The sequence below is a fragment of the Yimella sp. NH-Cas1 genome, from assembly GCF_022359705.1.
GTDB classification, from domain to species: domain Bacteria; phylum Actinomycetota; class Actinomycetes; order Actinomycetales; family Dermatophilaceae; genus Yimella; species Yimella lutea.
In genome coordinates, this window is sequence record NZ_JAKSGG010000003.1 from 295,835 (window position 1) to 319,695 (window position 23,861).

Annotated in this window: 20 protein-coding genes and 1 pseudogene; 6 read left to right on the forward strand and 15 right to left on the reverse strand. The window is 66.8% G+C overall.

The genetic code is table 11. From position 1 onward, the window contains the following. Nucleotides 1-199: 199 nt before the first annotated feature. Nucleotides 200-1,441 carry a hypothetical protein gene (locus MF407_RS01800; protein ID WP_129624639.1) on the forward strand — a complete coding sequence of 414 codons (1,242 nt, stop codon included), beginning with the start codon at nucleotides 200-202 and terminating at the stop codon, nucleotides 1,439-1,441. A 32-nt stretch (nucleotides 1,442-1,473) separates the two neighbouring features. Here the strand turns inward: MF407_RS01800 and MF407_RS01805 are convergent, their stop codons facing one another. The 6 genes and pseudogenes from MF407_RS01805 to MF407_RS01830 form a co-directional block, all read right to left on the reverse strand. After that, complete coding sequence (locus tag MF407_RS01805; protein ID WP_129624638.1) at nucleotides 1,474-1,782, reverse strand: DUF1330 domain-containing protein; 309 nt, start codon at nucleotides 1,780-1,782, stop codon at nucleotides 1,474-1,476. Continuing rightward, nucleotides 1,779-3,566, reverse strand: coding sequence for a malto-oligosyltrehalose trehalohydrolase (gene treZ / locus MF407_RS01810; protein ID WP_129624637.1), 1,788 nt, complete (start codon nucleotides 3,564-3,566; stop codon nucleotides 1,779-1,781). The genes MF407_RS01805 and treZ overlap by 4 nt, the downstream gene beginning before the upstream one ends. Continuing rightward, nucleotides 3,563-5,965, reverse strand: coding sequence for a malto-oligosyltrehalose synthase (treY, locus tag MF407_RS01815; protein WP_239701040.1), 2,403 nt, complete (start codon nucleotides 5,963-5,965; stop codon nucleotides 3,563-3,565). Before treY ends, treZ begins: the two co-directional genes overlap by 4 nt. 164 nt (nucleotides 5,966-6,129) lie before the next feature. After that, nucleotides 6,130-6,351, reverse strand: coding sequence for an antitoxin (locus MF407_RS01820; protein ID WP_239702833.1), 222 nt, complete (start codon nucleotides 6,349-6,351; stop codon nucleotides 6,130-6,132). Between the two features lie 416 nt (nucleotides 6,352-6,767). Continuing rightward, nucleotides 6,768-7,580 (reverse strand): annotated as a pseudogene (locus MF407_RS01825) (IS3 family transposase); the annotation flags it as partial. Nucleotides 7,581-7,761: 181 nt separating this feature from the next. Beyond that, the gene (locus tag MF407_RS01830) at nucleotides 7,762-8,466 is read right to left on the reverse strand and encodes a hypothetical protein (RefSeq protein WP_239701042.1); all 705 of its coding nucleotides are present in this window, start codon (nucleotides 8,464-8,466) and stop codon (nucleotides 7,762-7,764) included. Nucleotides 8,467-9,252: 786 nt separating this feature from the next. Between MF407_RS01830 and MF407_RS01835 the strand changes: the two genes are divergently transcribed. The 3 genes from MF407_RS01835 to MF407_RS01845 all read left to right on the forward strand — a co-directional run bounded on the left by MF407_RS01835 (nucleotide 9,253) and on the right by MF407_RS01845 (nucleotide 12,810). Continuing rightward, nucleotides 9,253-11,817 carry a DEAD/DEAH box helicase gene (locus tag MF407_RS01835; RefSeq protein ID WP_239701044.1) on the forward strand — a complete coding sequence of 855 codons (2,565 nt, stop codon included), beginning with the start codon at nucleotides 9,253-9,255 and terminating at the stop codon, nucleotides 11,815-11,817. 9 nt (nucleotides 11,818-11,826) lie between these two features. Beyond that, complete coding sequence (locus tag MF407_RS01840; protein ID WP_239701046.1) at nucleotides 11,827-12,462, forward strand: hypothetical protein; 636 nt, start codon at nucleotides 11,827-11,829, stop codon at nucleotides 12,460-12,462. Nucleotides 12,463-12,549: 87 nt separating this feature from the next. Further along, nucleotides 12,550-12,810: a hypothetical protein gene (locus MF407_RS01845; protein WP_239701048.1), complete on the forward strand. Its 261-nt coding sequence runs from the start codon at nucleotides 12,550-12,552 to the stop codon at nucleotides 12,808-12,810. 238 nt (nucleotides 12,811-13,048) lie between these two features. Here MF407_RS01845 and pstB read toward each other — a convergent pair whose 3' ends face one another. From pstB to MF407_RS01885, 8 genes are all read right to left on the reverse strand, one after another. Then, nucleotides 13,049-13,825, reverse strand: coding sequence for a phosphate ABC transporter ATP-binding protein PstB (pstB, locus tag MF407_RS01850; RefSeq protein ID WP_141929281.1), 777 nt, complete (start codon nucleotides 13,823-13,825; stop codon nucleotides 13,049-13,051). A gap of 33 nt (nucleotides 13,826-13,858) precedes the next feature. Further along, the gene (gene pstA, locus MF407_RS01855) at nucleotides 13,859-14,767 is read right to left on the reverse strand and encodes a phosphate ABC transporter permease PstA (protein WP_129624625.1); all 909 of its coding nucleotides are present in this window, start codon (nucleotides 14,765-14,767) and stop codon (nucleotides 13,859-13,861) included. After that, complete coding sequence (gene pstC / locus MF407_RS01860) at nucleotides 14,764-15,777, reverse strand: phosphate ABC transporter permease subunit PstC (RefSeq protein WP_239701050.1); 1,014 nt, start codon at nucleotides 15,775-15,777, stop codon at nucleotides 14,764-14,766. The genes pstA and pstC overlap by 4 nt, the downstream gene beginning before the upstream one ends. Before the next feature lie 83 nt (nucleotides 15,778-15,860). Further along, the gene (pstS, locus tag MF407_RS01865; RefSeq protein ID WP_129624623.1) at nucleotides 15,861-17,015 is read right to left on the reverse strand and encodes a phosphate ABC transporter substrate-binding protein PstS; all 1,155 of its coding nucleotides are present in this window, start codon (nucleotides 17,013-17,015) and stop codon (nucleotides 15,861-15,863) included. A gap of 221 nt (nucleotides 17,016-17,236) precedes the next feature. Further along, nucleotides 17,237-18,187 (reverse strand): NUDIX hydrolase, encoded by a 951-nt coding sequence (locus tag MF407_RS01870; RefSeq protein ID WP_129624622.1) that lies wholly within the window; start codon nucleotides 18,185-18,187, stop codon nucleotides 17,237-17,239. Further along, entirely contained in the window at nucleotides 18,184-20,490 is a 2,307-nt protein-coding gene (locus MF407_RS01875) for an RNA degradosome polyphosphate kinase (protein ID WP_205744664.1), read from the reverse strand. Before MF407_RS01875 ends, MF407_RS01870 begins: the two co-directional genes overlap by 4 nt. A 13-nt stretch (nucleotides 20,491-20,503) precedes the next feature. Beyond that, nucleotides 20,504-21,373 carry a mycothiol synthase gene (gene mshD, locus MF407_RS01880; protein WP_239701053.1) on the reverse strand — a complete coding sequence of 290 codons (870 nt, stop codon included), beginning with the start codon at nucleotides 21,371-21,373 and terminating at the stop codon, nucleotides 20,504-20,506. 32 nt (nucleotides 21,374-21,405) lie between these two features. Next, entirely contained in the window at nucleotides 21,406-22,137 is a 732-nt protein-coding gene (locus MF407_RS01885; RefSeq protein ID WP_239701055.1) for a response regulator transcription factor, read from the reverse strand. A 122-nt stretch (nucleotides 22,138-22,259) separates the two neighbouring features. Between MF407_RS01885 and MF407_RS01890 the strand changes: the two genes are divergently transcribed. Further along, complete coding sequence (locus MF407_RS01890) at nucleotides 22,260-22,493, forward strand: MoaD/ThiS family protein (protein ID WP_129624618.1); 234 nt, start codon at nucleotides 22,260-22,262, stop codon at nucleotides 22,491-22,493. Nucleotides 22,494-22,503: 10 nt separating this feature from the next. Beyond that, nucleotides 22,504-23,325, forward strand: a complete 822-nt coding sequence (locus MF407_RS01895; RefSeq protein ID WP_129624617.1) for a hypothetical protein — start codon at nucleotides 22,504-22,506, stop codon at nucleotides 23,323-23,325. A gap of 22 nt (nucleotides 23,326-23,347) precedes the next feature. Here MF407_RS01895 and MF407_RS01900 read toward each other — a convergent pair whose 3' ends face one another. Further along, nucleotides 23,348-23,851 (reverse strand): FABP family protein, encoded by a 504-nt coding sequence (locus MF407_RS01900; protein WP_129624616.1) that lies wholly within the window; start codon nucleotides 23,849-23,851, stop codon nucleotides 23,348-23,350. Nucleotides 23,852-23,861 lie beyond the last annotated feature (10 nt).

Consider the following 23,861-nt stretch of genomic DNA (forward strand, 5'->3'; position numbering starts at 1 on the left):
GCTCCCACTCTAGGAGCCGACACCACCCGCGCGGCGGGCATCGGACGGTTCAAACAGAACCCAGGACTTGGCAAACGATCGGCAAACCCTGGCGTGGGGGCTTGGGTATGGCGCCGAGGGCTGGCACGGTGTTGAACGTCCAACCGGACGACGCACAGGGGCGTCCAGGGTTAGAACGCAGTTTCAGGGGGAATATCGAATGTCTCGCACCGTCCGCCGTCGATCCGTCATCGCAGCGGGGTTCGCGGCCAGCACGCTGGCCGCCTGCAGCGGGGAGGACAAGGCCGATCCCAAGCAGCCCGGCAAGAACCCGGACGCCGAATCGTCCAGCACGAGCGCCCCAGGCAAACCGTCGGGCAAGCCGAGTATCGACAACCCGCGGCTGATCGGTGACGGATCGACCGCGGACTGTGGTCCGCAGCCGCACCAGCCCGAACCGGAGAAGCTGAAGCCGGGACAGGCCCCGCCGCAGTTCGTGGTGATCTCCTGGGACGGCGCGGGCGAGAACCAGGACATGCCGCCGCTGTTCGAGCGCTTCCTCGAGGTCGGCAAGAAGTACAAGTGCCAGCAGACGTGGTTCCTCACCGGAATCTTCCTGCTCCCCGAGTCGAAGCGAACGCTCTACAAAGGTCCGGGCTTCAAGGCGGGTGCTTCCGATGTCGGATTCCAGAAGGACGCCGAGATCCGCCGGACCATCGAACTGCTGCGCCGGGCCTGGCTCGACGGCCACGAGATCGGCACCCACTTCAACGGCCACTTCTGTGGCGACAACGGTGTGGAGACCTGGTCCGAGGCGGACTGGCTGGACGAGATCCGCCAGGCCAAGAACGTCGTGCGGACCTGGAAGACGAACACCGGGTTCACCGACCTACCGCCGCTGCCATTCGATTACGAGAAGGAACTGGTCGGCGGACGCACTCCATGCCTGCAAGGGGTGAAGAACGTCCGTAAGGCGGCGAGCAAGCTCGGCTGGCGTTATGACACGAGTGCCGGGAACAACCAGGTGTGGCCGAAGAAGGACGGCACGCTGTGGGACCTGTCGCTGCAGTCGATCCCGTTCGCCGGCAAGGGCGGCACGGTGCTCTCGATGGATTACAACATCATGGTCAACCAGTCCGGCGGCACCAACGGCGATCCGGCGAAACGTCCGGGCTGGCGCAAGCAGGCGGCCGACACTTACGTCGCCGGCTTCGAGCGCGCCTACGACGGCAACCGGGCACCGCTGATCATCGGCAACCACTTGGAAGGCTGGAACGGCGGCATCTACATGGACGCCGTTGAGGACGCCATCGTCCGGATGGCGGCCAAGCCGGACACCCGTTTTGTCACCTTCCGGCAACTGTGCGACTGGCTCGACGCCCAGGAGCCGGCCACCCTGGACGCACTTCGGGCACTGAACGACGCCCCCGAATCCGGGTGGTCGGATTTCCTGGTGAAGTGACCGATACCGCTGTGATGCAGCGGTTTCGGGAATCACTCGCCGGGCTGTGGCCCGTCGTAGCCCTCGATGACGAGCAGTTCGCCGTCGGAGGACGCCTGGCGGTACTTCTTCGCCTCGGCGTACTCCGGTGAGTGGTACGCCGCCAGGGCAGCCTCATAGCTGGGGTATTCGACGACCACGTTGCGGTCGCGTGCCTTGCCCTCGACCGCCTCGAAGGTGCCGCCGCGCACGAGCAGACGTCCGCCGTACTTCGCGTACACCGCACCGTTGCGGTCGGTGTACTGGGTGTAACCATCCGGGTCGTGCACCGAGATGTGTGCGATCCAGTAACCCTTGCTCATCGAACTGTCCCTTCGTTGTCGGTACGGGGCCCGAGCAGGACGACGCCGTCCGGCTCGACGACGACGTCTCCACCAGCGTCCATGGAGGTCTCGAACGCAGCCACGATGTGCTGGTCGTTGTCGATGCGCGCCGGTTCGCCACCGAGGTTCGCGACGACCCGGTGCTCACCTCGGTGCACGATCAGCAGATCGCCCGAGCGCTCGATGCGCGACGATTCCGGTGACGGGTTGTGCAGGTCGGCGACCTCCCGGCGCAGCGAGATCAGCGCACGGTACCACTCCAGCAGCGCGCGATGGGTCGGCTCGTCGAGCTCCCGCCACTGCAACACCGACGCGTCCCGCGTGGACCTCGCCTGCGGGTCGGGCACCTCGTCGCTCCAGCCGTGATCGGCGAACTCCTTGCGGCGTCCTTCTGAGACTGCTGTAGCCAGGTCGGACTCCTCGTGATCGGTGAAGTACGCCCACTTGGTCGAAGCGCCCCACTCCTCACCCATGAACAGCATCGGTGTGTACGGCGAGGTGAGCATCAATGCGGCACCGATCGCCAGACGGCCGGGGGAGACCAGGTGAGAGAGGCGGTCGCCGGTGGCCCGGTTGCCCACCTGGTCGTGGGTCTGCAGCGACACCACGAAACGGTCGCCGGGAGTGCTCGACCCGTCGACCGGACGGCCGTGGTGGCGCTGCCGGAAACTGCTCCAGGTGCCGTCGTGGAAGAACGGCGTGCGGGCGATCTTGGTGATCGCTTCTGGGTCGGCGAAGTCGGCGTAGTAGCCCTGCGTCTCGCCGGTGAGCAGCACGTGCCAGGTGTGGTGGACGTCGTCGGCCCACTGGGCGTGCAAGCCCTGTCCGCCCTCGCCACCCGGCGCTCGGTCGGTGACCGTCGCCGGGTCGTTTCGGTCGGACTCGGCGATCAGGAGCAGCGGCCGACCGAGCACGTCGGAGAGCGAATCCGTCTGTGCCGCAAGCTCTTCCAGGAAATGCACGGCGCGATCGTCGATCAGGGCGTGCACCGCGTCCAGGCGCAGCGCGTCGAGGTGGAAATCGCGGAACCACATTGTGGCGTTGTCGATGAGGTAGCGGCGGACCTCGTCGCTCTGTGGCCCGTCGAGGTTGACCGCCCAGCCCCACGGCGTGTGGTGACGGTCGGTGAAGTACGGGCCGAAGACCGGAAGGTAGTTGCCGCTCGGGCCGAGGTGGTTGTAGACGACGTCGAGGCACACCCCGAGGCCCTTGCTGTGGGCGGCGTCGACGAACCGCTGCAGCGCTGCGGGACCGCCGTAGGCCTGGTGGACGGCGTACGGGCTGACGCCGTCGTAACCCCAGCCACGCTCGCCCGGGAACGCGGCGACCGGCATCAACTCGATCAGGTTGACCCCGAGATCGACCAGGTGGTCGAGACGCTCGATGGCGGCGTCCAGCGTGCCCTCGTCGGTGAAGGTGCCGACGTGCAGTTCGTAGATGACCGCGTCGCTGCGTTCGATGCCCTCCCACCCCTCGTCGGTCCACCGGTGCCGGGCGAGGTCGACCACCTCGGAACGGGCGTGGGGTCCGTCGGGTTGCGACAGCGACCGCGGGTCGGGACGCTCGTCGGCGCCGTCGACCCGGTAGGCGTATCGCGATCCCGGACCGCCGGGGGCGTCGACCTGCCACCATCCGTCGTCCGCCGGGTGCATCGGCACGGACGTGTCGTCGACGCACAGCTCGACCTCGGTCTGCGCCAACGGTGCCCAGACACGGAAGGTGTGATTTCCCGGACTCACAGCGGTGTTCTCCTTGGTCGTCATGAGGCGGCGAGCTCCAGCAGCGCCACCGGCATCGTGGTGAAGAGGTCGGCACAACGCACGTGGCGGCCGCCGTCGTACAGGCGCCCGGACAGCAGGTTGGTCCAGGTGCCCTCCGGCAGTTCGACGGTGGCGTCGGCCCAACCGCCCTCGAGAGCGAGCCGACTCGGGGTGCGGGTGGCCAGAACGGCGACGGCGGCGGGCTGCTCGCGGCGCAGCACGCCGGACACCAGGCCGGGTGCGTAGTTACGCACGAACCCGAGCAGGTGCGGGCTGTCGGACTCGATCGGGGTGTACCCGCCGGAGTCACCGAAGACCTCGGGGTGCCGCCGGCGGGTCAGCAGCGCGCTCTGCACGACGAACTGTTTCTCGGAATCGAGGTCAGGAGTCTCGTGCGTGCCGAGGGTCTGCGCACGCTCGGAGTAGTCGACCGGACGCCGGTTGTCCGGGTCGACGAGCGACAGGTTGACGTACTCCGTGCCCTGATAGGTGTCGGGCACGCCGGGCAGCATCAGCTGAATCAGCTTGGTGCCCAACGTGATCGCCCGGATGGACTCCGCCAGGTCGGCTTCGATCCGGGTGCTGAGCGCGGAATGTCCGGCGTCGTCACGCAGGCGCTCGGCGAACGCGATCACCCGTGCCTCGTACTCGGCGTCTCCGTCGACCCAGGCGGTGTGTTCCTTACCCTCGCGCAAGGCCTTCTCCAGGTAACCGGTCAGCCGCTCGTCGTCGATCTCGCCGACGCCGAAGAGGGTCTGCCACACCAGGTGAGCCGTCGGTCCGTCGATGTGACCCTGCGCGAGTGCGGCTGCGGACGCGGACAGTTCCTGCCACGCGGACGGCTCGCCGGCGACCGCGAGAATCCGGGCTCGGACGTCCTCGCTGCGCTTGGTGTCGTGGGTCGACAGGCTGGTCATGGTGCGCGGCCAGTTCCGCTGCTGGTAGACGGCCCACTGGTGCAGCAGGTCGGGGCTGGCACCGGCGACCAGCGTGGGGTCGGAGCCGACCTCGTTGAGTGCAACGAGGCGGTGGTAGCGGTAGAAGGTGGTGTCCTCGATGCCCTTGGCCATCACCGGGCCCCAGGTCTGCTGCAGGCGAATGGCGAAATCCGTTGCGGATTCGTCGTCGTCGGCGAGCAACGTCACTGGGATGAGGGACTCGATCTCGTGCTGGAGTTGCGGACGCGCCTCGACCGCGGCCGTGAAGGCCTCCCGCAGTCGCGCCCGGGCGGCCGGCGTCAGACGCTGATCGGGCTGCACGTATGCGCGGTACACCTCACCGGCGACGAGCAGCTCCACGACCGCCTCGCGCAACCGCTCTGGGTCGAGATCGGGCAGCGCCTCGCGGGCGCGACGGGTCAGTCGGTCGACCTCCGGCGCGAGCGCATGCGTGACGATCCAGCGCTTGGAGTCCTGGACGATCGCGTGGAAGTCGGGATTGCCGCCCGCCGCGATCCAGGTTTCGTCCAGCACGTCGGCGCTCGCGGAATCCGTGAACGCGGCCTGCACGACCCGTAGTGCGTCGTACCCGGTGGTGCCGGCACACTTCCAGTCCGTCGGCAGGCGCTCGTCACCCTCCAGGATCTTCTCGGTCCAGATCGGGGTGTCCTTCTTGCATGCGGACGTCAGGCGTTCCAGGTAGCCGGACGGGTCGGCGAGGCCGTCCGGGTGGTCGATCCGGAACCCGTCGATGAGGCCTTCGTGGTGCAGGCGCAGCAGCAGCTCATGGGTGGCGTCGAAGACCTCGGGCAGTTCGACCCGCACCGCGATGAGTCCGTCGACCTCGAAGAACCGGCGGTAGTTGAGCACCTCGTCCTTCTCGCGCCAGGACGCCAGGCGGTAGTGCTGCCGGTCCAGCACCTGGGCGACGTCGCCCTCCTCGGTGCCGAGGGCGACCGGCCAGACGTGCTCGTAGTAGCGCAGCACCGGTTCGCCGCTGTCGAAGGTGTCGAGGGTGAGTTCGCCGGCCTCGAGCACTTCAGCGAGTGACTGGCCGAGCACGGGCAGGCCGATGCGCCCGCCACCCACCTTCCAGTCGATGTCGAACCACTGCTCGGTGGACGCGTCCCGCCCGTCCCGCAGCACCTCCCACAACGGACGGTTCAGGTACTCCGGGGCGACGAACGCCATGTGGTTGGGGACCACGTCGACGACGATGCCGAGGCCGAGCTCGTGTGTCTTCTCGGCGAGTTCGCGGAAACCGTCCTCGCCGCCGAGCTCGGGGTTGATCCGCGTGTGGTCGACGACGTCGTACCCGTGCATGGAGCCGGGGACGGCGGTCAGGATCGGGGAGAGGTACAGGTGTGAGATGCCGAGTTCGGCGAGGTAGGGCACCTGCTGCGCCGCGTCCGCGAAGGTGAATCCGGAGTGCAACTGCAGGCGGTAGGTGCTGGTGAAGGGCATGGCTCCCATCTTGCCCACCCATGGCGTCCGGACGGGCGTTGCGGGGTGGCGATGCACATCACGCGGAGGGCCGAACAAGGAGACGAGCAAGCAGGTGAGCAAGGAGAACGGGGCGCGTCACCCGTGGTGACGCGCCCCGACATGCGCTGGATCGTGGTGCAGCCCTACTGTTGCTCGCCGCCCTGGCCGGCGCCCTGGTCGCCACCACCGAACTGGTCACGTGCGAAGTCCTGGCCCTTGTCGACGTGTTCGGCGTGCTGGCCGCCGGTCTTGTCGTCGACGAAGTCGCCGCCCTTTTCGATGCCCTGGTCGACCTTGTCGCTGTGCTGGCCGCCGAGGTCCTTGGCCTTGTCGCCGAGGCCACCCAAGTTGTCGCCGAGACCCATCACAATCAACTCCTTGTTGTCGGTTGGTTCGTGCCAGGTGACCCTCGTCGGGAGCACCTGACAACCAGGGAACCACTCCGGTCAGGGTGGGTGGGGCTTGACGGTCGACAGAAATCTGTGGGCCCTCCGGGGCTCGAACCCGGAACCAATGGAGTCCACGAGGGCAGTGTTCATCGGGGATCACAGGGAATCGGGCTGAATCACCGTTACCGCAGGTCAGGGTGCGTATGCCAGCGAGGATGCTTCACTCTGCATCATCATCCGCAAGTTTGAGTCACGGCCAAAGTCGGCTACGAAGTTGGGGACGGAATCGCCCGTAGACAAGATCCGCGCTGTTCCGCCACATCACATCGCCCGCGCGAGCGTAGGAGTGGGGACGGGCTCGGGACTGCTGCACGGTTAGGTGACAGGTTCGGTCACGCTGCCTGAGTGGCTGGCGTGGTCATGATGGCCTCGAACTCGATGGGGGTCAATCGGCCGAGTGCGTCCTGCCGCCGGCGGCGGTGGTAGGTCCGTTCGATCCAGGTCACGATCGCGATCCGAAGTTCGTCTCGGGTGGCCCAGGAGCGTCGGTCCAGGACGTTCTTCTGCAGCAGAGAGAAGAAGCTCTCCATCGCGGCGTTGTCACCGCAGGCACCGACGCGCCCCATCGATCCGACCATGTCGTGCCGGCTGAGCGCACGGACATGCTTACGGCTGCGGAACTGCGACCCGCGGTCGGTGTGCAGGACGCAACCAGCCACGTCACCGCGCCGAGCGACCGCGTTGTCCAGCGCGGTAACCGCGAGCCGAGACTTCATCTGTGAGTCGATCGAGTAGCCCGCGATCCGGTTGGAGTAGACGTCCTTGATCGCGCACGAGTACAGCTTTCCCTCGCTGGTGTGGTGCTCGGTGAGGTCAGCCAGCCACAACCGGTTCGGTGGGTCCGCAGTGAAGACGTGCCGGGTCACGCCGTGCTGGTCGACCACAGCGCAGTAGTCCTCGTGCACCGGCGGGCCGGCCTTTCTGCTCTTCTTGCCCCGCTTGGGTTTCCCGAACGCCGACCACCAGCCCTGCCGGGAGCAGATTGCCCACGCGGTCCGCTGCGCCATCACCTGGCCCGCGTCGGTGGCCTCCTCGACCAGATACCGATACCCGAACTCCGGGTCGTCGCGGTGGGCGTCGAACAACGCGTTCGCCCGGTAGGCGGCGATCAGATCTGTCGCGGCGACCGGTGCCTGCAGCCACCGGTTACACCGAACACAACCAACACCGTCAAGCGAAGCGAGTCTCGGCGCCCGACTATTCGTCACTCTCGATGCCCTGAGCAAGGCTAAGGACGAAAATCGAGAACTACGACGCACCATCGAGCGGCTCACCTGCGAGCTAGCCAAATACGTCGAATGAGCGCAAGCGCGAGACGACTACAACTCAGGCTGACGGGAACAGATCCTCGCGGGACGGAGCCAGCTGGTACTGCTTCCCGTGCACGGTGAGATCGGCGCTTACTTGAAGCTCGATCTCCGGGGCGTGTGCGGCAAGTGCCGGAGCAAGGCGCTGAACACCCTGAAGCAGCTCCCACGTGATGTGTGCCGCACGATTGATGCATAGCTCCCGGTCCGAACCGAGCGGAGGGATCTGCAGCCCGTTCACTCCGCGAGAGGTTGGAAACAGGCCGAGAGCCTGGGCCACGTCGGGATGGAGGAAGCTCAGCGACGGAGATATTCCGTCCAACGAGACCTCCACGCCGAGGATCACCGACCGCAGAACCTTGAAGTGGTTTCCATCCGCAGCGAAGTAGCTGGGCAACGCGTCTGCGCATAGCTGGGCCGCTTCCCACAGACCAGTTCGGTCATGGGCGGACAACTCGTCGACTCGCCGCCCACCGTTGTCGGCGATGGCGGCCAGCCACATCCTGTAGTGGAGCAACGGCCCAACGCCCGCACCCACAAGTGTCTGAAAAGCAAGCACGTGCCCCAGATAGGCGGCGCGTGCTCTCCGTCGCTCGGGAAGCTGCACCACCAACCAGTGGAATATGAGCGCTCCAACCAACGCGTAGGCGAGAGCCCGGATTACTTCGCCAAGTGCGTGCGCGCCGGGAAAGAGCTCCTCCCACCGCTGGGCAGCCTCGATCAAGAGGGCAATGCTGAGAAGGGCCGCGATGGACGTGGCCGAGTGGCTGGTGATTACGCGGCCGATTCGCTCCGCCGCCGAGTTCGCCGCAGTGGATGTTGACACGTTTGTCCCCTTGACTTGTGTCGCGGAAGCGCTTCGCCACCAGCACTTCTGTGGGTGCCGACTGACGCCTGGCCATTGGTGGGCCCCCCGGGGCTCGAACCCGGAACCAACGGATTAACCTGCCACTTCGTCTTTCGACGCCGCCGAGTTGGCGTTCGTGGTCTGGACTGTCCCTTCACCATGACGCACGAAGCGTTGTAGGTGCCACCCGTCCAGTCTCTACACCTTCCGAGGTTTCCCCGGCTTGGCTCGGGATTGCCTCGCCGGACAAGTCCGGCAGGGGGTTCCCCGACTTTGAGTGGTGTCATCCTGGCCGTTTCCGACCAGGCGCTCCTATTGAAGTCCGCTGCTCTGCCAATTGAGCTAGAGGCCCTACTAATCGGTGAGTCTACAGGTCGCTCAAGGACCTACCGAGCGGGGCCCTGAGACCCCTCCATCAGTCGATGTTCAGTTGTACTCGTCAGCGCTCAGCGAGTCTCGGTCTGAGCATGCTCACACCGACAAAAACCCTCTGGTTTCGGAGGCGGCACAGAATCTCCGTAGATAACCGCTGCCAATTGAGCTGAAGGCCCTCGCTCGCGTGGCGAGCGGAGGTCAGCCTACCTACCGCACAGCGGACCCGAAAACCGGCGGAGCGAACCGGCGATTCGGACGGCCGAGCGAGTGTTGGCAGGATGGTCGCTGATGACCACCACCTCGCCGTCGAAGGCACCCGACCTCACCGCGCGCATCCCTGAGAGTCCCGACTCCCATGCGCTCTACGAGGCGTTCGCCGGGTGGGCCACGGACGGTGGGTTGTCGCTCTACCCGCACCAGGAAGAGTCGATCATCGAGATCCTCTCCGGGGCGAACGTGATCCTGGCGACGCCGACCGGCTCGGGAAAGTCGATGGTCGCGACGGCGGCGAGTTTCGTCGCGATGGCCGACGACCGCGTGAGCTTCTACACGGCTCCGATCAAGGCGCTGGTGTCGGAGAAGTTCTTCGCCCTCTGTGAGATTTTCGGCGCCGACAACGTCGGCATGCTCACCGGCGACGCGTCGGTCAACGCCGACGCCCCGATCATCTGCTGCACCGCCGAGATCCTCGCGAATATCGCTCTGCGCGAAGGCAGGTCGGCGGACGTCGGCATGGTGATCATGGACGAGTTCCACTTCTACTCCGATCCGGATCGCGGTTGGGCGTGGCAGGTACCCCTGCTGGAACTCCCGCAGGCCCAGTTCGTGCTGATGTCGGCGACTCTCGGCGATGTCAGCTTCTTCGCGCAGGACCTCACCCGCCGCACGGGTAGACCGACTGCAGTCGTCGCGAACGCCGAGCGCCCGGTGCCGTTGTCGTTCGAGTGGGCGATGACCCCGCTGCACGAGACGCTGGAGGAACTGCTCACCACGCACCAGGCGCCGGTGTACGTCGTCCACTTCACCCAGGCCGCCGCGCTGGAACGAGCGCAATCACTGCTCTCGCTCAAGATCCTCACCGCCGACGAGCGGGCGCAGATCGGTGAGTTCATCGGTGGGTTCCGGTTCTCGGCCGGCTTCGGCAAGCAACTGAACAAGCTGATCCGGCACGGCATCGGGGTGCACCACGCCGGCATGCTGCCCAAGTACCGCCGGTTGGTCGAGACCCTCGCCCAGCGTGGACTGCTCAAGGTCATCTGCGGCACCGACACCCTGGGCGTCGGAATCAACGTCCCCATCCGGACGGTGGTCTTCACGGGGCTCACCAAGTTCGACGGCACCAAGCAGCGGCTGCTCAAGTCGCGCGAGTTCCATCAGATCGCCGGTCGCGCGGGTCGGGCCGGGTTCGACTCCAGCGGAACCGTCGTCGTCCAGGCGCCCGACCATCAGATCGAGAACGCCCGCGCGCTGGCCAAGGCGGGTGACGACCCGAAGAAGCAGCGCAAGGTGCAGCGCAAGAAGCCGCCCGAGGGCTTCATCAACTACACCGAGGAGACCTTCGACAAACTGGTCGGTTCAGCCCCGGAGGCGCTGCAGTCCCGCATGCGGGTCACACACTCTATGATCCTGAATGTCGTTGCGCGCGAGGGGGATCCGTACGCAGCGATCAGCCGTCTGCTGCGCGAGAACCACGAGGACGAGCGTCGTCAGCGGCGACTGTCGAAAAGGGCCATCGCCCTCTACCGGGAGCTTCTCGCAGCCGGAGTCGTGCGCCGACTGGACGCACCGCTGGACGACGGTCGTCAGGTCGAACTCACCGCGGACCTGCACGAGAGCTTCGCCCTCAACCAACCACTGTCACCGTTCGCACTCGCGGTGCTGGATGTGTTCGACCCGGAGTCACCCACCTACGCACTCGACGTCGTGTCTGTCGTGGAGGCGATTCTCGAGGACCCCTTCCCGGTCCTGCGGGCCCAGCAGTACCGGGCACGCGGCGAGGCCGTCGCCCAGATGAAGGCCGACGGAATCGAGTACGAGGAACGGATGGAACTGCTGGAGGAGGTCACCTGGCCCAAGCCGCTGGAGGAACTGCTCACGGCCGCCTTCGAGACCTACCGCAGCAACCAGCCGTGGGTGCCGCAGGAGGCGCTCTCGCCGAAGTCCGTCGTCCGGGAGATGTACGAGAACGCCTGGAGCTTCGGCGAATTGGTACGCCAATACGAGTTGTCCCGCTCCGAGGGGGTCGTGCTGCGCTATCTCACCGATGTCTACCGCACGATGCGTCAACTGCTGCCGGACACCCGCAAGAACGAGGAGATCGACGACATCGTCGAGTGGTTGGGGGAGTCGATCCGCCAGACGGACTCCAGCCTCATCGACGAGTGGGAAGCGCTCACCAACCCCACGCAACTGCTCACCGCGGAGGTGATCCCGCCGACGCCGCGCGGTGTCACCCGCAACGAACGGGCCTTCCGGGTGCAGATCCGCAATGCGATGTTCCGGCGCCTCCAACTCGCGTCGATCCGCCGCGTCGATCGGTTGGCCGCGCTCGACCGTGCGGCGAGCGAGTCGACCGACCCGCCCACGCAGATCGTGATGGATGAGGCCGCGTGGTCGCAGGACCTTTCGCACTACTTCGACGATCACGACGAGATGGTGCTGACCCCTGACGCACGGGGTCCACAGTTGTTGCGCATCGAGCAGCAGGCCGACCTGTGGCGGGTCCGTCAGGTCGTGCTCGACCCCGAGGGTGACCTGGACTGGGGCATCGATGCCGAGGTGCCGTTGGCAGCGTCCGATGAGGCGGGGGAGCCGGTCATCGTCGTGCTCGGTCTCAACCGCATGGACGCGTAACCTGGAGCAATGTCCGACGAGCAGCGTCGCCCCCGGCGTCCCCAACCGATGTCCCCGGAGCAGATCGAGTCGCACGTCGGCAGCTTCGACCCGGCGCGGGCCAGCGAGATCGCGCACGAATCCGCCGCGATTCTGGTGCGCACCGGCCGCGCGGACGATGACCCGGCCCTGACGGCGCGACTGGTGAACCTAGTCGGCGAACTCGGGTTGTCGACGGTTGCCGACCTGTGGTCGAGGCAGCCGGCAGTGAGTCTTCCCGGTGCCCTGTGGCGCCTGTACGCCTTGCGTGAGTGGATCGTCCGGGACGCTGCGGGGGCGTCCGCCGACTTCGCCGAGGGCAGGTTGCGCGCCGACGTGCCCGCGGCCATCGCCGGCTCGGCCGAGCCCCCGTCACCGGATGCCATGCTGGCTCTCGGTGACGCGATTCTGACCGGTGTCTATCGCGGCGAACTCGACACCGCGCTCGAGCGTGCCGCTGCGTTTTGCGAGGTCGTCGCGACCGGTCGAGCACACCGCGCGGACTTCAACGACGGCTACGACGACGAGGCGGCACGCACCCAGACAGTTTCCGCCTCCGCCATGCGAGGTACTGCGTCGGACCTGCGGCGAGCAGCGGCCGCCTGGCGGTCAGGCACATTGCATTGAGCTCAGTGCATCACGGCGTTATGAGGACGATCACAGTTCCTCTTGTACGGTTGTCCTACTTCGGGGGTGGGGGATACCGTTCCGGCCGTGGGTAAGAACAAGTGGACCTCGGTCAAGCTGCGCCTCAAGCCGCCGATCGGGGGTCACAAGAAGCTGACCGTCGAGGTCAAGGAGAAGCACCTGACCGAGGACGTCGGCAGCTTCACCTTCGGGCTCTGCAAGAGCTGCGACTGGCGCGGCCCCGGGCGTCGATCCCGTGAGAAGGCCCGCGACGACGTCTCCCATCACCACGACAAGTGCGCCGGCAAGGGCAAGACCGTCGTGGCCGAAGGTCAGCTCAAGAAGTAGCTCGTCACGATCACCCGGTCAGGGGAACAAACCCCGGTCGGGGCGGGTTAGGCTCTTACGTGTTCGGGCGGCGGCAGCCCCGGGTCCCAAAATCAGCCGCTACGAGCGGCCACGCGCCGTGAGGCGCTCCCCGCCCGGATACGACCAAGGCCCCGCACCACTTTTCGTGGTGCGGGGCCTTGTCGCGTCGGCGAATCCCCCTGATCGCCGCCGGCGGGCTCCGGCCCGAATCGGCCGGTCAGCCGAAGCGGCCGGAGATGTAGTCCTCGGTCGCCTTGACCTTCGGGTTGTTGAAGATGGTCGTGGTGTCGTCCATCTCCACAAGCCGGCCGGGTTTGCCGGTGGCCGCGAGGTTGAAGAAGGCGGTCTTGTCCGAGACGCGCGCCGCCTGCTGCATGTTGTGGGTCACGATCACGATCGTGTAGTCCTCCTTCAACTCGTGAACCAGGTCCTCGATCGCGAGCGTGGAGATCGGGTCGAGCGCCGAACACGGCTCGTCCATCAGCAGCACCTGCGGCTGCACCGCGATCGCGCGGGCGATGCACAGACGCTGCTGCTGGCCACCGGACAGCCCCGCACCCGGCTTGTCGAGGCGGTCCTTGACCTCTTCCCAGAGGTTCGCACCGCGCAGCGCACGCTCGGTCCGCTCGGTGAGTTCCTTCTTGTTCTTCATGCCGTTGAGGCGAAGGCCCGCGGTGACGTTGTCACCGATCGACATGGTGGGGAAGGGGTTCGGACGTTGGAACACCATGCCGACCGTGCGGCGCACACCGACCGGGTCGACGCCGTTGGCGTAGAGATCCTGGTCATCCAGCAGCACCTTGCCCTCGACGCGTCCACCGGGGATGACCTCGTGCATCCGGTTCAGCGTCCGCAGGAAGGTGGACTTGCCGCAGCCGGACGGACCGATGAACGCGGTCACCGAGCGGGGCTCGACCGTCATCGTGACGTCCTCGACCGCCTTGAAGTCGCCGTAGTAGACGTTCAGGTCCTGGACGTCGATGCGCTTACCCATGTACGTGATTCCTTCTTGTGACGAAAACGGCGGTCAGCTCTTCACCTTGCTCATCCGGCTGACGAGCCGGCCGAGCAGGTTGAGCACGAGGATGAGCAGGATCAGGGTGAGCGAAGCCGCCCACACGCGCTCCTGGGTGGGCACGAGACCCATGTTGTCGCGACCGTCGTTGATCATCGTCGGCAGCGTGCCCATCAGGCCGTCGAACAGGTTGGTCGAGATCGAGCGGAAGTAGGGCGCCAGGATGATCAACGGTGCGGTCTCGCCCATGACCCGGGCGAGGCCCAGCAGGATGCCGGTGACGATGCCGGAGAACGCCGTCGGCAGCACGATCTTCACGATCGTCTTCCACTTCGGCACACCCAGGGCGTACGAGGCTTCACGCAGTTCGTTCGGGACGAGTTTGAGCATCTCCTCGGTGGAGCGGACGATCGTCGGCACCATGAGGATCGTGAGTGCGAGACAGACGGCGAACGGGATTCGGTTGAATCCGAAGGTGGTCACCCAGAGCGCGTAGATGAACAGCGCCGCGACCACCGAGGGGATGCCGGTGAGGATGTCGACCATGAAGCTGACCGCGCGGGCGAGCTTGCCGCGTCCGTACTCGACCAGGTAGACCGCGGTGAAGACACCGATCGGGACCGAGATGAGCGCGGTGACGAAGCCCTGCAGCAAGGTGCCCTGGATCGCGTGGACCGCACCGCCACCCTCGCGACGGTTGGTGATGCCCTGCTGGGAGTGGGTCCACCACTGCGATTCCAGCAGCAGGGAGCCACCCTTGACGATGACGGTGGCGAGGATCCAGACCAGCGGGATCATCGCGATGACGAAGGCCAGCCACATGACCGCCTGTGCGACCTTGTCCTTGGCCGCGCGTCCGGCGGACTTCGAGCCGAGATCGACGTGCTGGTTCGTGGCGGTGGCAGTGTCGACGGTGCTCATTCGGTGAAGGCCTTCCGGCGCTCGATGACGATACGGGCAATCGCGTTGACCACGAAGGTGAGGATGAACAGCACCAGACCCGCTGCGATGTAGGCGCCGGTCTTGCTGGGGCTGTCGAACTCACCGGCGTTGTTGGCGATCTTGGAGGCGAAGGTCTCGCCGCCGGCAAGCAACGAAAGGTTCCATTCCGAACCGCCGGCCAGGGCAGACACGATCAGCATGACCGCGAGGGTCTCGCCGAGGGCTCGGCCGAGTGCGAGCATCGCCGCCGAGATCACGCCCGGCTTGCCGAAGGGCAGCACGGCTGTACGGATCATCTCCCACTTGGTGGCACCGAGGGCGAGCGCGGCTTCCTTGTGGGCTGCCGGGGTCTGGGCGAACACCTCGCGGGACAGGGCGGTGACGATCGGCAGGATCATGATCGCGAGGACGATGGAGACGAACGCGATCGACGACCCGCGCGCATTGCTCGCATCTGCGAACAACGGGATCCAGCCGAAGTAAGTGTTGAGGAAGTCACCGACCGGCTTGAAGTACTGGCCGACGATGTTGGCGCCCCACAGGCCGTAGACGATCGACGGCACAGCTGCGAGCAGGTCGACCAGGGACGCGGCCGGCTTGGCCAGCCACTTGGGCGCGTACTGCGTCAGGAAGAGCGCGATGGCGACGCCCAGGGGCACCGCGATCAGCATGGCCACCACCGAGGAACTCACGGTCACCCAGAGCAGACGGGCGATGCCGAAGCGCATCTCGTCAGGGTTGGAGACGTCCCAGGCCTGTGAGGTGAGGAAGTTGTCCTTGTTCTTCATCAGCGCCGGAATCGCCTGGGCGATCAGGAAGACGCCGATCAGGGTGACGATCAGGATGATGATCAGTCCGGCGGCGGTGGCGGCTCCGCCGAAGAGCTTGTCACCCAGACGTCCGGTGTTGGCGCGATCGCCCTCGAGTGGCGTGCGGCCGTCCGGGTCGGGACTGCTGTCCGCGGCCGAGACTCCGGTGATGGAGGTCATGCGTGCTACCTAACTCGCAGATGAAGAGAAAGTGCAAACGTCGGCGGCGGGCCGGCGATCGCCGACCCACCACCGACGGTGAATCACTTGATGGCGCCGATGGCGTTCTTGACCTTGCCGGCGATCTCGCCCGGCAGCGGTGCGTAGCCGATCTCCTCGATGGCCTTCTGCGCGTCGTCCGAGGCGAAGTGGTTCAGGAACGCCTTGACGCTCGCTCCGACCTTGGCGTCCGGGTACTTCGAGCAGACGATCTCGTAGGTGACCAGCAGGATCGGGTAGGCGCCGGCCTCCTTGGTCGCGTAGTCGAGCTTCAGTTTCAGGTCGTGGCCCTTGCCGTCGACCTTCGCGGCGGCGACGGCCTTACCGGCCGATTCGCCGGTCAGTTCGACAGCACCGGAACCGTTGTCGACCTGTGCGTACGACAGCTTGTTGTCCTTGGCTGCGCCCCACTCGACGTAGCCGATGGCTCCCTCGGTGCTCTTGACGGCGGATGCCACACCGGCGGTCTTGGCCTTGCCCTCACCCTTGCCGGACCACTTCTTGGCCGGCTCTGCGGTCCACTTGTCCTTCGCCGAGGCGGCGAGGTACTTGGTGAAGTTCTCAGTGGTGCCCGACTCGTCGGAGCGGAACATCGGCTTGATGTCGCTGTCCGGCAGCTTCGCGTCCTTGTTGAGGTCGGCGATCGCCTTGTCGTTCCACTTGGCGATCTTGCCGTTGAAGATGTCGGCCATCACGGCCGGGGTGAGGACGAGCTTGTCGACACCCGGGAGGTTGTAGGTGATGGCGATCGGGCCGGTGACCATCGGCAGGTTCCACGCCGGGGAGGCGCACGCCTTGTCGGCCTCGGCCTGCTCGATCTTGCCGTCCTTCTCCTTGGTCTTCAGCGCCGAGTCGGAGCCGGCGAAGTTGACCTGCTTGGCGATGAACTGCTTGATACCTGCACCCGAGCCGGTGCCGTTGTAGGTGACGCCGGCGTCGGCGCACTTCTCTCCGTAGGAAGCGATGACGTCCTGGATCGCGTTGTCCTGGGCGGTCGAACCCTCGGCGGTGATCTTGGTGGTGCCGCACTCGTCCTTGCCGCCCTCTGCACCGCCGGCGGCCGAGGAGGAGCTCGTGGAGCCGTTGTCCTTGGAGCTGTCGCTCGATCCGGGGGTGTTGCTGTCGCTGCCGCAAGCGGTGAGGGCAAAGGCGGCAACGAGTGCCACGCTGGCTGCGCGGCCGGAACGCGTGATCTTCACGGGGGAACCTCTCAGGTGTGACTACCAGATACGCCGGCAGATGCACCGACGATGCGAAGGTAGGCAGGGCACGTGACCGAATGACCCCCAGTCGGTGAACACACGGTGAACTGGCCACATCGAAATCCCACCGCCACCTGCGGTTCTGTTATTGACGCGGCCCTCGTGTGGCCCGAATCACAGCGTGGACCCGGACGGTTGACCAAGAAACGCCGGCGAGGTCAAGGTCGGTGGCGTTCGACGGCGACCACGCGCGCCGTGTCACCCGCCCCGGCAACGTGACAGACCAGTGCCTCGCCCTTGTCCATCCCGTTCTCGGCGAGGCCGCGCAAGGTCGTGCCGGCCAGTCCACCCGGAGTGCAGTAGCTGGCGATCTGCAGCAGCATCGAAGGCAGTACCGGACGGTGTGTGCAGAAGGCAACCGGGTCGGTCCTGGCGAACGCGCGGGCGACATGTTTGACCACCTTGCGCGGGTCGTCGGCGAAGCCCTCCTCCGACAGTCCGTCCTTGAAGATCGGCTCGATATCGGCATGCTCCACATAGGGCGCGACCGTGGCCGAGCAACGAACCGATGCCGAACTCAGGATGCGGGTGGGGGCGTAGGCGTCCAGCAACGGGACGAGTGTGCGGGAGCGTTCGACTCCGTCCGGGGTGAGCGGACGCTCGGAGTCCTCGCCGTCCCAGTCGACCCGGGGCACGGCGACCGCGTGCCGGACGACGACGAACGGCCAGGTGGCCAACCCGAACCGGCGCTCGGCTTCGACGATCGCTTGGAGCTGAATGGAATCGCGGGTATAGCTCAACCGTGCCAAGGCCTTGTCGACCGGCAACCATGCGACATCATCGATCTCGTTCTCAAGGGCGCCGTCGCCCGCGATCGCCTCGCCGGCCCAGTACTGGACGTGCTTGAGTTCGCCCGAGCGCAAGGGGTAGCTCGCGTCCGGCAGTGGGATGCCGACGCGGGCACGCAGCCCGGTCTCCTCCTGCACCTCGCGCACTGCCGCCTCGATCCATGACTCGCCGGGATCCAGCTTGCCCTTGGGCCACGACCAGTCGTCGTACTTGGCCCGGTGGACCAGCAGCACCTGCAACGCGCCGCGGTGCCGGCGCCACAGGACCACACCGCTCGCGCCGATCGTCGCCAACGGGGCCTGTCCGTTCGTCTGGCTCAACGGCGCTGTGCCTTCGTGCGGCGACGGGCGTAGGTGGCGATGAGATCGGCCTGGACGTCGATCAGCGGGTCGCCGGACGCGTCCTTGTGGTGGCGCTCCCAGTGTCCGTCGGCCTGCAGGTGCCACGACGCGGACGTGTCTGCCATGCCGAGGGCGAGCAGTTCGCCTAGGGCCCGGACGTGCTTGGGGTCGATGACCTGCACCAGCGCCTCGACACGACGGTCGAGGTTGCGGTGCATCATGTCGGCGCTGCCGATGTAGACGGTCTCGTCGCCGCCGTCGACGGCGAACCGGAACACTCGGGAGTGCTCGAGGAAGCGACCCAGGACGGATCGCACCCGGATGTTCTCCGACATCCCGGGCACGCCCGGGCGCAGCGCACAGATGCCGCGCACCCAGACGTCGACATGAGCGCCCGCCTGCGAGGCGCGGTAGAGCGCATCGATGATCTTCTCGTCGACCATCGAGTTGACCTTGATCTGCACGGTCGCCGAGCCGCCGGCGCGGGCTGCTTCGGCGACTTCCTCGATCCTCGCGATCAGGCCGGATCGGACCGAGCGCGGGGCGACCAAGAGCCGTCTGAACCGGGCGCGCGGGGCCATTCCGGAGAGTTGATTGAACAGGCGAGTGAGGTCCTCGCCGACCACGGGATCGCTGGTCAGCAGGCCGAGGTCCTCGTACAGCCGCGCGGTCTTCGGGTTGTAGTTGCCGGTGCCGACGTGGCAGTAACGACGAATCGTGTCGCCCTCCTGACGCACGACCAGACACAATTTCGCGTGCGTCTTCAGCCCGACCAGGCCGTACACGACGTGGACGCCCGCCCGCTCCAGCTTGCGGGCCCAGGAGATGTTGTTCTCCTCGTCGAACCTGGCCTTGATCTCGACGACCGCGAGCACCTGTTTGCCGGCTTCGGCTGCCTCGATGAGCGCCTGGATGATCGGGCTGTCACCGCTGGTGCGGTAGAGCGTCTGCTTGATGGCGAGCACCTGCGGGTCGGCCGCCGCCTGCTCGATGAACGCCTGGACGCTGGTGGAGAACGAGTCGTACGGGTGGTGGAGCAGAATGTCGCCGCCGCGCATCTCGCCCAGGATGTCGGCCTGCGTCGAGCGCTCGACCGGGGACAGCGCCGGGTGCGCCTTTGCCACGAAGGCCGGCCAGCGCAGTTCGGTGCGGGACAGGTCGGCGACCTGTGACAGGCCGCGCAGGTCGAGCGGCTCCGACAGTCGGTAGACCTCCTTGCGGTGCACGCCGAGTTCGCGGACCAGCATCTCCAGGACGTGATCGTCCATGTCGTCGGCGACCTCGAGTCGCACCGGCGGGCCGAACCGGCGCCGGGTGAGCTCCTTCTCCAGCGCGGTGAGGAGGTTCTCGGCGTCGTCCTCCTCGACCTCGAGGTCCTCGTTGCGGGTGACGCGGAAGGTGAAGTGTTCGGCGACCTGCATGCCGGGAAACAGCTCGCCGAGGTTCTTGGCGATGACGTCCTCGATCGATACGAAGCGGTCCTCGTACAACTCGTCGCTGGTCTCGTCGGCCGGCAGGTGGATCAGCCGGGGGAGCACCGAGGGCACCTTCACCCGGGCGAAGTGCTCGCGTCCGGTCTTCGGATTCACCAGCAGCACAGCGAGGTTCAGCGACAGGCCGGAGATATAGGGGAACGGGTGCGCCGGGTCGACCGCCAGCGGAGTGAGCACCGGGTAGATGCGTTCCTGGAAGTAGGTGTCGACGTGCGCGAGTTCGGGCTCGGTCAGCTGGTCCGGCCGCAGGATGCTGATGCCTTCGTCCAGCAGCGCCGTTCGGATCACCTCGTGGAAGGCGAAAGCATGCTGATCCATCAATTCGTGGGCGGCCTGCGAGATCGCGTCGAGCACCTCGCGCGGCTCCAACCCGGAGGCCGAACGCACCGCGATACCAGCGGCGATCCGTCGCTTCAGCCCGGCGACGCGCACCATGAAGAACTCGTCGAGGTTACTGGCGAAGATCGTCAGGAACCGGACCCGCTCCAGCAGTGGCACCTCGGGGTCGTTGGCGAGCTCGAGCACGCGCTCGTTGAACTGCAGCCAGGAGACCTCACGGTCCAGGAAGCGGTCGTCGGGCAACTCACCGGTGGCGTCGTCGGCGCCGGTCTCGGCCGAGCGGATGAACCGTCCGTTCGAGCCACGGGCACGTTGCGCACGCTCGGCCATGCGGGCGAGCGCGACGTCGCTGGCGGCCGGTGCGTGCGCATCTGTCTCGGCAGTCGCCGCCGGCGTGCTCTGCGCGTCCTGCTCGGCGTCGTGCTCCGTCTTCTGCTCCACCGCGTCCATGGCGCCCATGGTGTCAGGCCTGTCCGGGCCAGGCGTACATGACGTCCTGCGCAGACCGCTCGAATCCGCGACGGCGGTAGGTGGCGATCGCCGGCTCGTTGTCGCCCTCGACGTACAACTCGATCTCCCGAACTGCCTTGTCCCGCAGGTGTGCCAACCCGATCGAGGTGACGTAACCGCCGAGGCCGCGCCCCTGGAACTCGGGGTCGACGGCCACCACATACACCTCGCCGACGCCACTCGACGGCTCGGCGATCTTGGTCCAGTGGCTGGCCGCGAGCCGGCCGGTCGCGTCGTCGAAGACCAACAGCAGGCCGGACGGGTCGAACCACGGCTCCGCCATGCGCGCCTGCAGGTCGGGCAAGGTCATCCGTCCCTGCTCGGGGTGGTGCGCGAACGCGCGTGCGTTGACCGCGAGCCAGTCCTCCTCATCACCGGGCCGGAAGGAGCGGGTCGAAAAACCTTCGGGCACAACAGGATCCGTGATGCTGTCGTCGACCGGACGGGACATCACCCACAGGTCGCGGACGACCTGCATCCCTCGGTGTCTCGCGGTCTCCTGCGCGGCCGGAACATCACCGTGCGCCCACACCCGAACCTGCGGATTCTGGTTACGGACGAACTCCAGGAAACGACTCGCGTGGCCGTGGCGGCGGGCGCGAGGATGGACCACGATCTCGGCCCAGGCGGTGCCGTCATCCTCCAGCCGCAGGTGGGAGTAGGCGTCCAGGCCGCCCGCTCCCTGTACGTAGCCGTGCAGCTCCTGATCGGACGCAGGGGCGTCAAGGGCGAGGAAGGTGGCCTCCGACAGCGGGGCGACACCGTCGACGGCTTCGGCAGCGGCGGCAAGGGTCACGACGTCTGAAAGTGCTGGATGGTCCATGCTCCGATTCCACCACGTCCGGGTCAGAGCGGTCAGGTGTCGGCGTGCTCGCTCTGATCGATCTCGGAGGTCTTCTCGTCACTGCCGCGCGCCTCGCGCGGCCCGGCGAATCGATACCCGACGTTACGGACCGTCCCGATGAACGACTCGTTCTCCGGTCCGAGCTTGGCGCGCAGGCGACGCACGTGCACGTCGACTGTGCGGGTGCCCCCGAAGTAGTCGTATCCCCACACCTCCTGCAGCAACTGCGCGCGGGTGAACACGCGTCCCGGGTGGGCCGCCAACTGCTTCAGCAGCTCGAACTCCTTGTAAGTGAGATCGAGCATGGTGCGTCCGACGCGCACCGAGTACGCCTGTTCGTCGATGACCAGGTCGCCGACCACGATCTTGGTGAGGTTCTCCTCCTCCTGCTCGGGTCGGCTCGACAGTGCCAGACGCAGACGTGCCTCGACTTCGGCCGGACCTGCACTGTCGAGCAGCACGTCGTCGAGTTGCCAGTCGGCGTTGACCGCGGCCAGCCCGCCTTCGGTGAAGATACCGAGGACGGGATCGGTCGAGCCGGCTCCGCGCAGAAACCTGGCCATCGTCCGGGCCCCGACCAGATCGCGGCGAGCATCGAGCAGCACGGCGTCACTCGGGGGTGGGTCGACCAGTACGTCGGTCACCGCGGGCAGGATCCGGACCCGGTGACCCAGCAGGGCCAAAGCCGGCAGCACCTCGACGCTCGCCCCGCGGGCGTCGGTGAGCAGCAGCAGGTTGGCCATGACAGACCAGAGTAGGTTCGACAGCGGCTGCGCGTCAGTAATCTGCGTCACTTCCGGCGCACTTTCGTCGGTGTGCCGGTGCGACACCAGGAGTAGCCGACCTCGGGCCGTACGCTGGGGTCATGCCGACGATGCGTTATTGGGCCGGTGCCAAGGCAGCGGCCGGGGTGGAGACCGAAGCGGTCGAGGCCGCCACCGTCGCCCAGGCCCTCGAACTCGTGATCCAGCAGCGTCCGGCGCTCGCCTCCGTCGTCCCGCACTGCGCGTTGCTCGTCGACGGTCGCCGGGTGGAGGCCTCCCATGAGGTCGGGCCGTCCGACGTCATCGAGGTGTTGCCGCCCTTCGCCGGCGGATGACACGCAGCCCATGAGTGAGTCAGCGGCCACCCGGGCTGCCATGATGTCCGCCGTGCGACACAGCGACCAGGAAGACGTCGAGGAACGCCCGAGCCCGGGCGCCCTGACCGTCGTCTCCGGACTCGCTGCCGGCGCGGCCGTCGCACTCGGCACCTACGGCGGTGCGCTCCCGTTGGCCCTCGCGCTGATCGCCTGCGGCGTTGCCGTCGCGTGGGGCTGGCCGATCCTGCTGGATCTGCCTCGCCCACCGGGCAGTTCGGCTGTCCTGCTCGCCGGACTGGTCGGGATCGGCGTCGTCGAACTGCTCGCGCCCCGTTCGCACGGCCTTCGTTGGCTGACGACGGCGCTCGCGATCGGTCTGATGGTGGCGTTCCTGCACGAACTCCTTCGCAGTGATGGTCGGCGTTCACTGACTCTCTCGATCGCAGGCGCGGTGTTCGGGCTTGCCGTGCTCGCCGTCGGCGCGTTCCACCTGAGCACCCTGGTCGAGTTCGACGCGAAGTTCGTCACCTACGCGGCCTGTCTCGGCGTGGCCGTCGGTGTGGTCGTCGATTTCTTCCTCGGCGGCCGGACGCTGGGTGAATGGTCGCTGCCGATCAGTCTCCTGCTGGCCGTGGCGGCCGGAGCCGCGCTCGGCGTGCTCAGCGAAACCCCTTGGAACGCACCGATGCTCAGTGCGCTCGCCGCGTGTGGCATTGCACACGCCTTGCGTCGCGTGGTGGGCTCACTGCCACGCGCGTCCGAGGCGCCGGCCGCGGTCGCCCTCGGCGCAGGGAGCGTCCTGGTGGTCGGGATCGTGCCGTTCGCCGTGGTCTGGGCCCTGACCCGCTGAGCGGGCACCGGTCGGCGAAGGGTCAGTGGTTGGCGACCCGCTTGAGTTCGGCGGACACGTGGCTCTGCAACGGTTCACCCATCGCTGCCATGTCCATGGCCCACATCAGATTCGAGTTGACGTAGCCGTACATCCGGGCGCCCGCGGAGTACTCCTTGGCGCTCGGGCTGCGCAGCACACCGTCGGTGCGAAGTTCTATCTTCGCAGGGGACGTGCGGCCGTAGTACAGCTCGACGACGCCGAACGGGTGGGTGAGCACCAGCTCGACCTCGTTGTCAGGCAGCGGACGCCAGAATCCGAGCTCGGTCGCCAACGGACGCACTTTGTTGCCCTCCTGATCCAGCAGCCAGGTACGGCTGTGCCACTCCAGGAAAGGGCGGCCGTCGTGGAAGCAGTGGATCTCCTGGCCGAAGTTCGCGGACTCGATGGTCGGGTAGCCGACCACGCCGGCGCCCTCCCAGCGTCCGATCAGCCAGGCCAGGGGAGCCAGGTCGCGCGGCATGTCGGGGTCGATCTCGATCGGCATGAAGGTGCCT

Excerpts from the sequence above, each read along its gene's own strand:
- MF407_RS01800 (WP_129624639.1), top strand. The coding sequence starts at position 200 with ATGTCTCGCACCGTCCGCCGTCGATCCGTCATCGCAGCGGGGTTCGCG.
- MF407_RS01805 (WP_129624638.1), bottom strand. The coding sequence starts at position 1,782 with ATGAGCAAGGGTTACTGGATCGCACACATCTCGGTGCACGACCCGGAT.
- treZ (WP_129624637.1), bottom strand. The coding sequence starts at position 3,566 with ATGACGACCAAGGAGAACACCGCTGTGAGTCCGGGAAATCACACCTTC.
- treY (WP_239701040.1), bottom strand. The coding sequence starts at position 5,965 with ATGCCCTTCACCAGCACCTACCGCCTGCAGTTGCACTCCGGATTCACC.
- MF407_RS01820 (WP_239702833.1), bottom strand. The coding sequence starts at position 6,351 with ATGGGTCTCGGCGACAACTTGGGTGGCCTCGGCGACAAGGCCAAGGAC.
- MF407_RS01835 (WP_239701044.1), top strand. The coding sequence starts at position 9,253 with ATGACCACCACCTCGCCGTCGAAGGCACCCGACCTCACCGCGCGCATC.
- MF407_RS01840 (WP_239701046.1), top strand. The coding sequence starts at position 11,827 with ATGTCCGACGAGCAGCGTCGCCCCCGGCGTCCCCAACCGATGTCCCCG.
- pstB (WP_141929281.1), bottom strand. The coding sequence starts at position 13,825 with ATGGGTAAGCGCATCGACGTCCAGGACCTGAACGTCTACTACGGCGAC.
- pstA (WP_129624625.1), bottom strand. The coding sequence starts at position 14,767 with ATGAGCACCGTCGACACTGCCACCGCCACGAACCAGCACGTCGATCTC.
- pstC (WP_239701050.1), bottom strand. The coding sequence starts at position 15,777 with ATGACCTCCATCACCGGAGTCTCGGCCGCGGACAGCAGTCCCGACCCG.
- MF407_RS01875 (WP_205744664.1), bottom strand. The coding sequence starts at position 20,490 with ATGGACGCGGTGGAGCAGAAGACGGAGCACGACGCCGAGCAGGACGCG.
- mshD (WP_239701053.1), bottom strand. The coding sequence starts at position 21,373 with ATGGACCATCCAGCACTTTCAGACGTCGTGACCCTTGCCGCCGCTGCC.
- MF407_RS01885 (WP_239701055.1), bottom strand. The coding sequence starts at position 22,137 with ATGGCCAACCTGCTGCTGCTCACCGACGCCCGCGGGGCGAGCGTCGAG.
- MF407_RS01890 (WP_129624618.1), top strand. The coding sequence starts at position 22,260 with ATGCCGACGATGCGTTATTGGGCCGGTGCCAAGGCAGCGGCCGGGGTG.
- MF407_RS01895 (WP_129624617.1), top strand. The coding sequence starts at position 22,504 with ATGAGTGAGTCAGCGGCCACCCGGGCTGCCATGATGTCCGCCGTGCGA.
- MF407_RS01900 (WP_129624616.1), bottom strand. The coding sequence starts at position 23,851 with ATGCCGATCGAGATCGACCCCGACATGCCGCGCGACCTGGCTCCCCTG.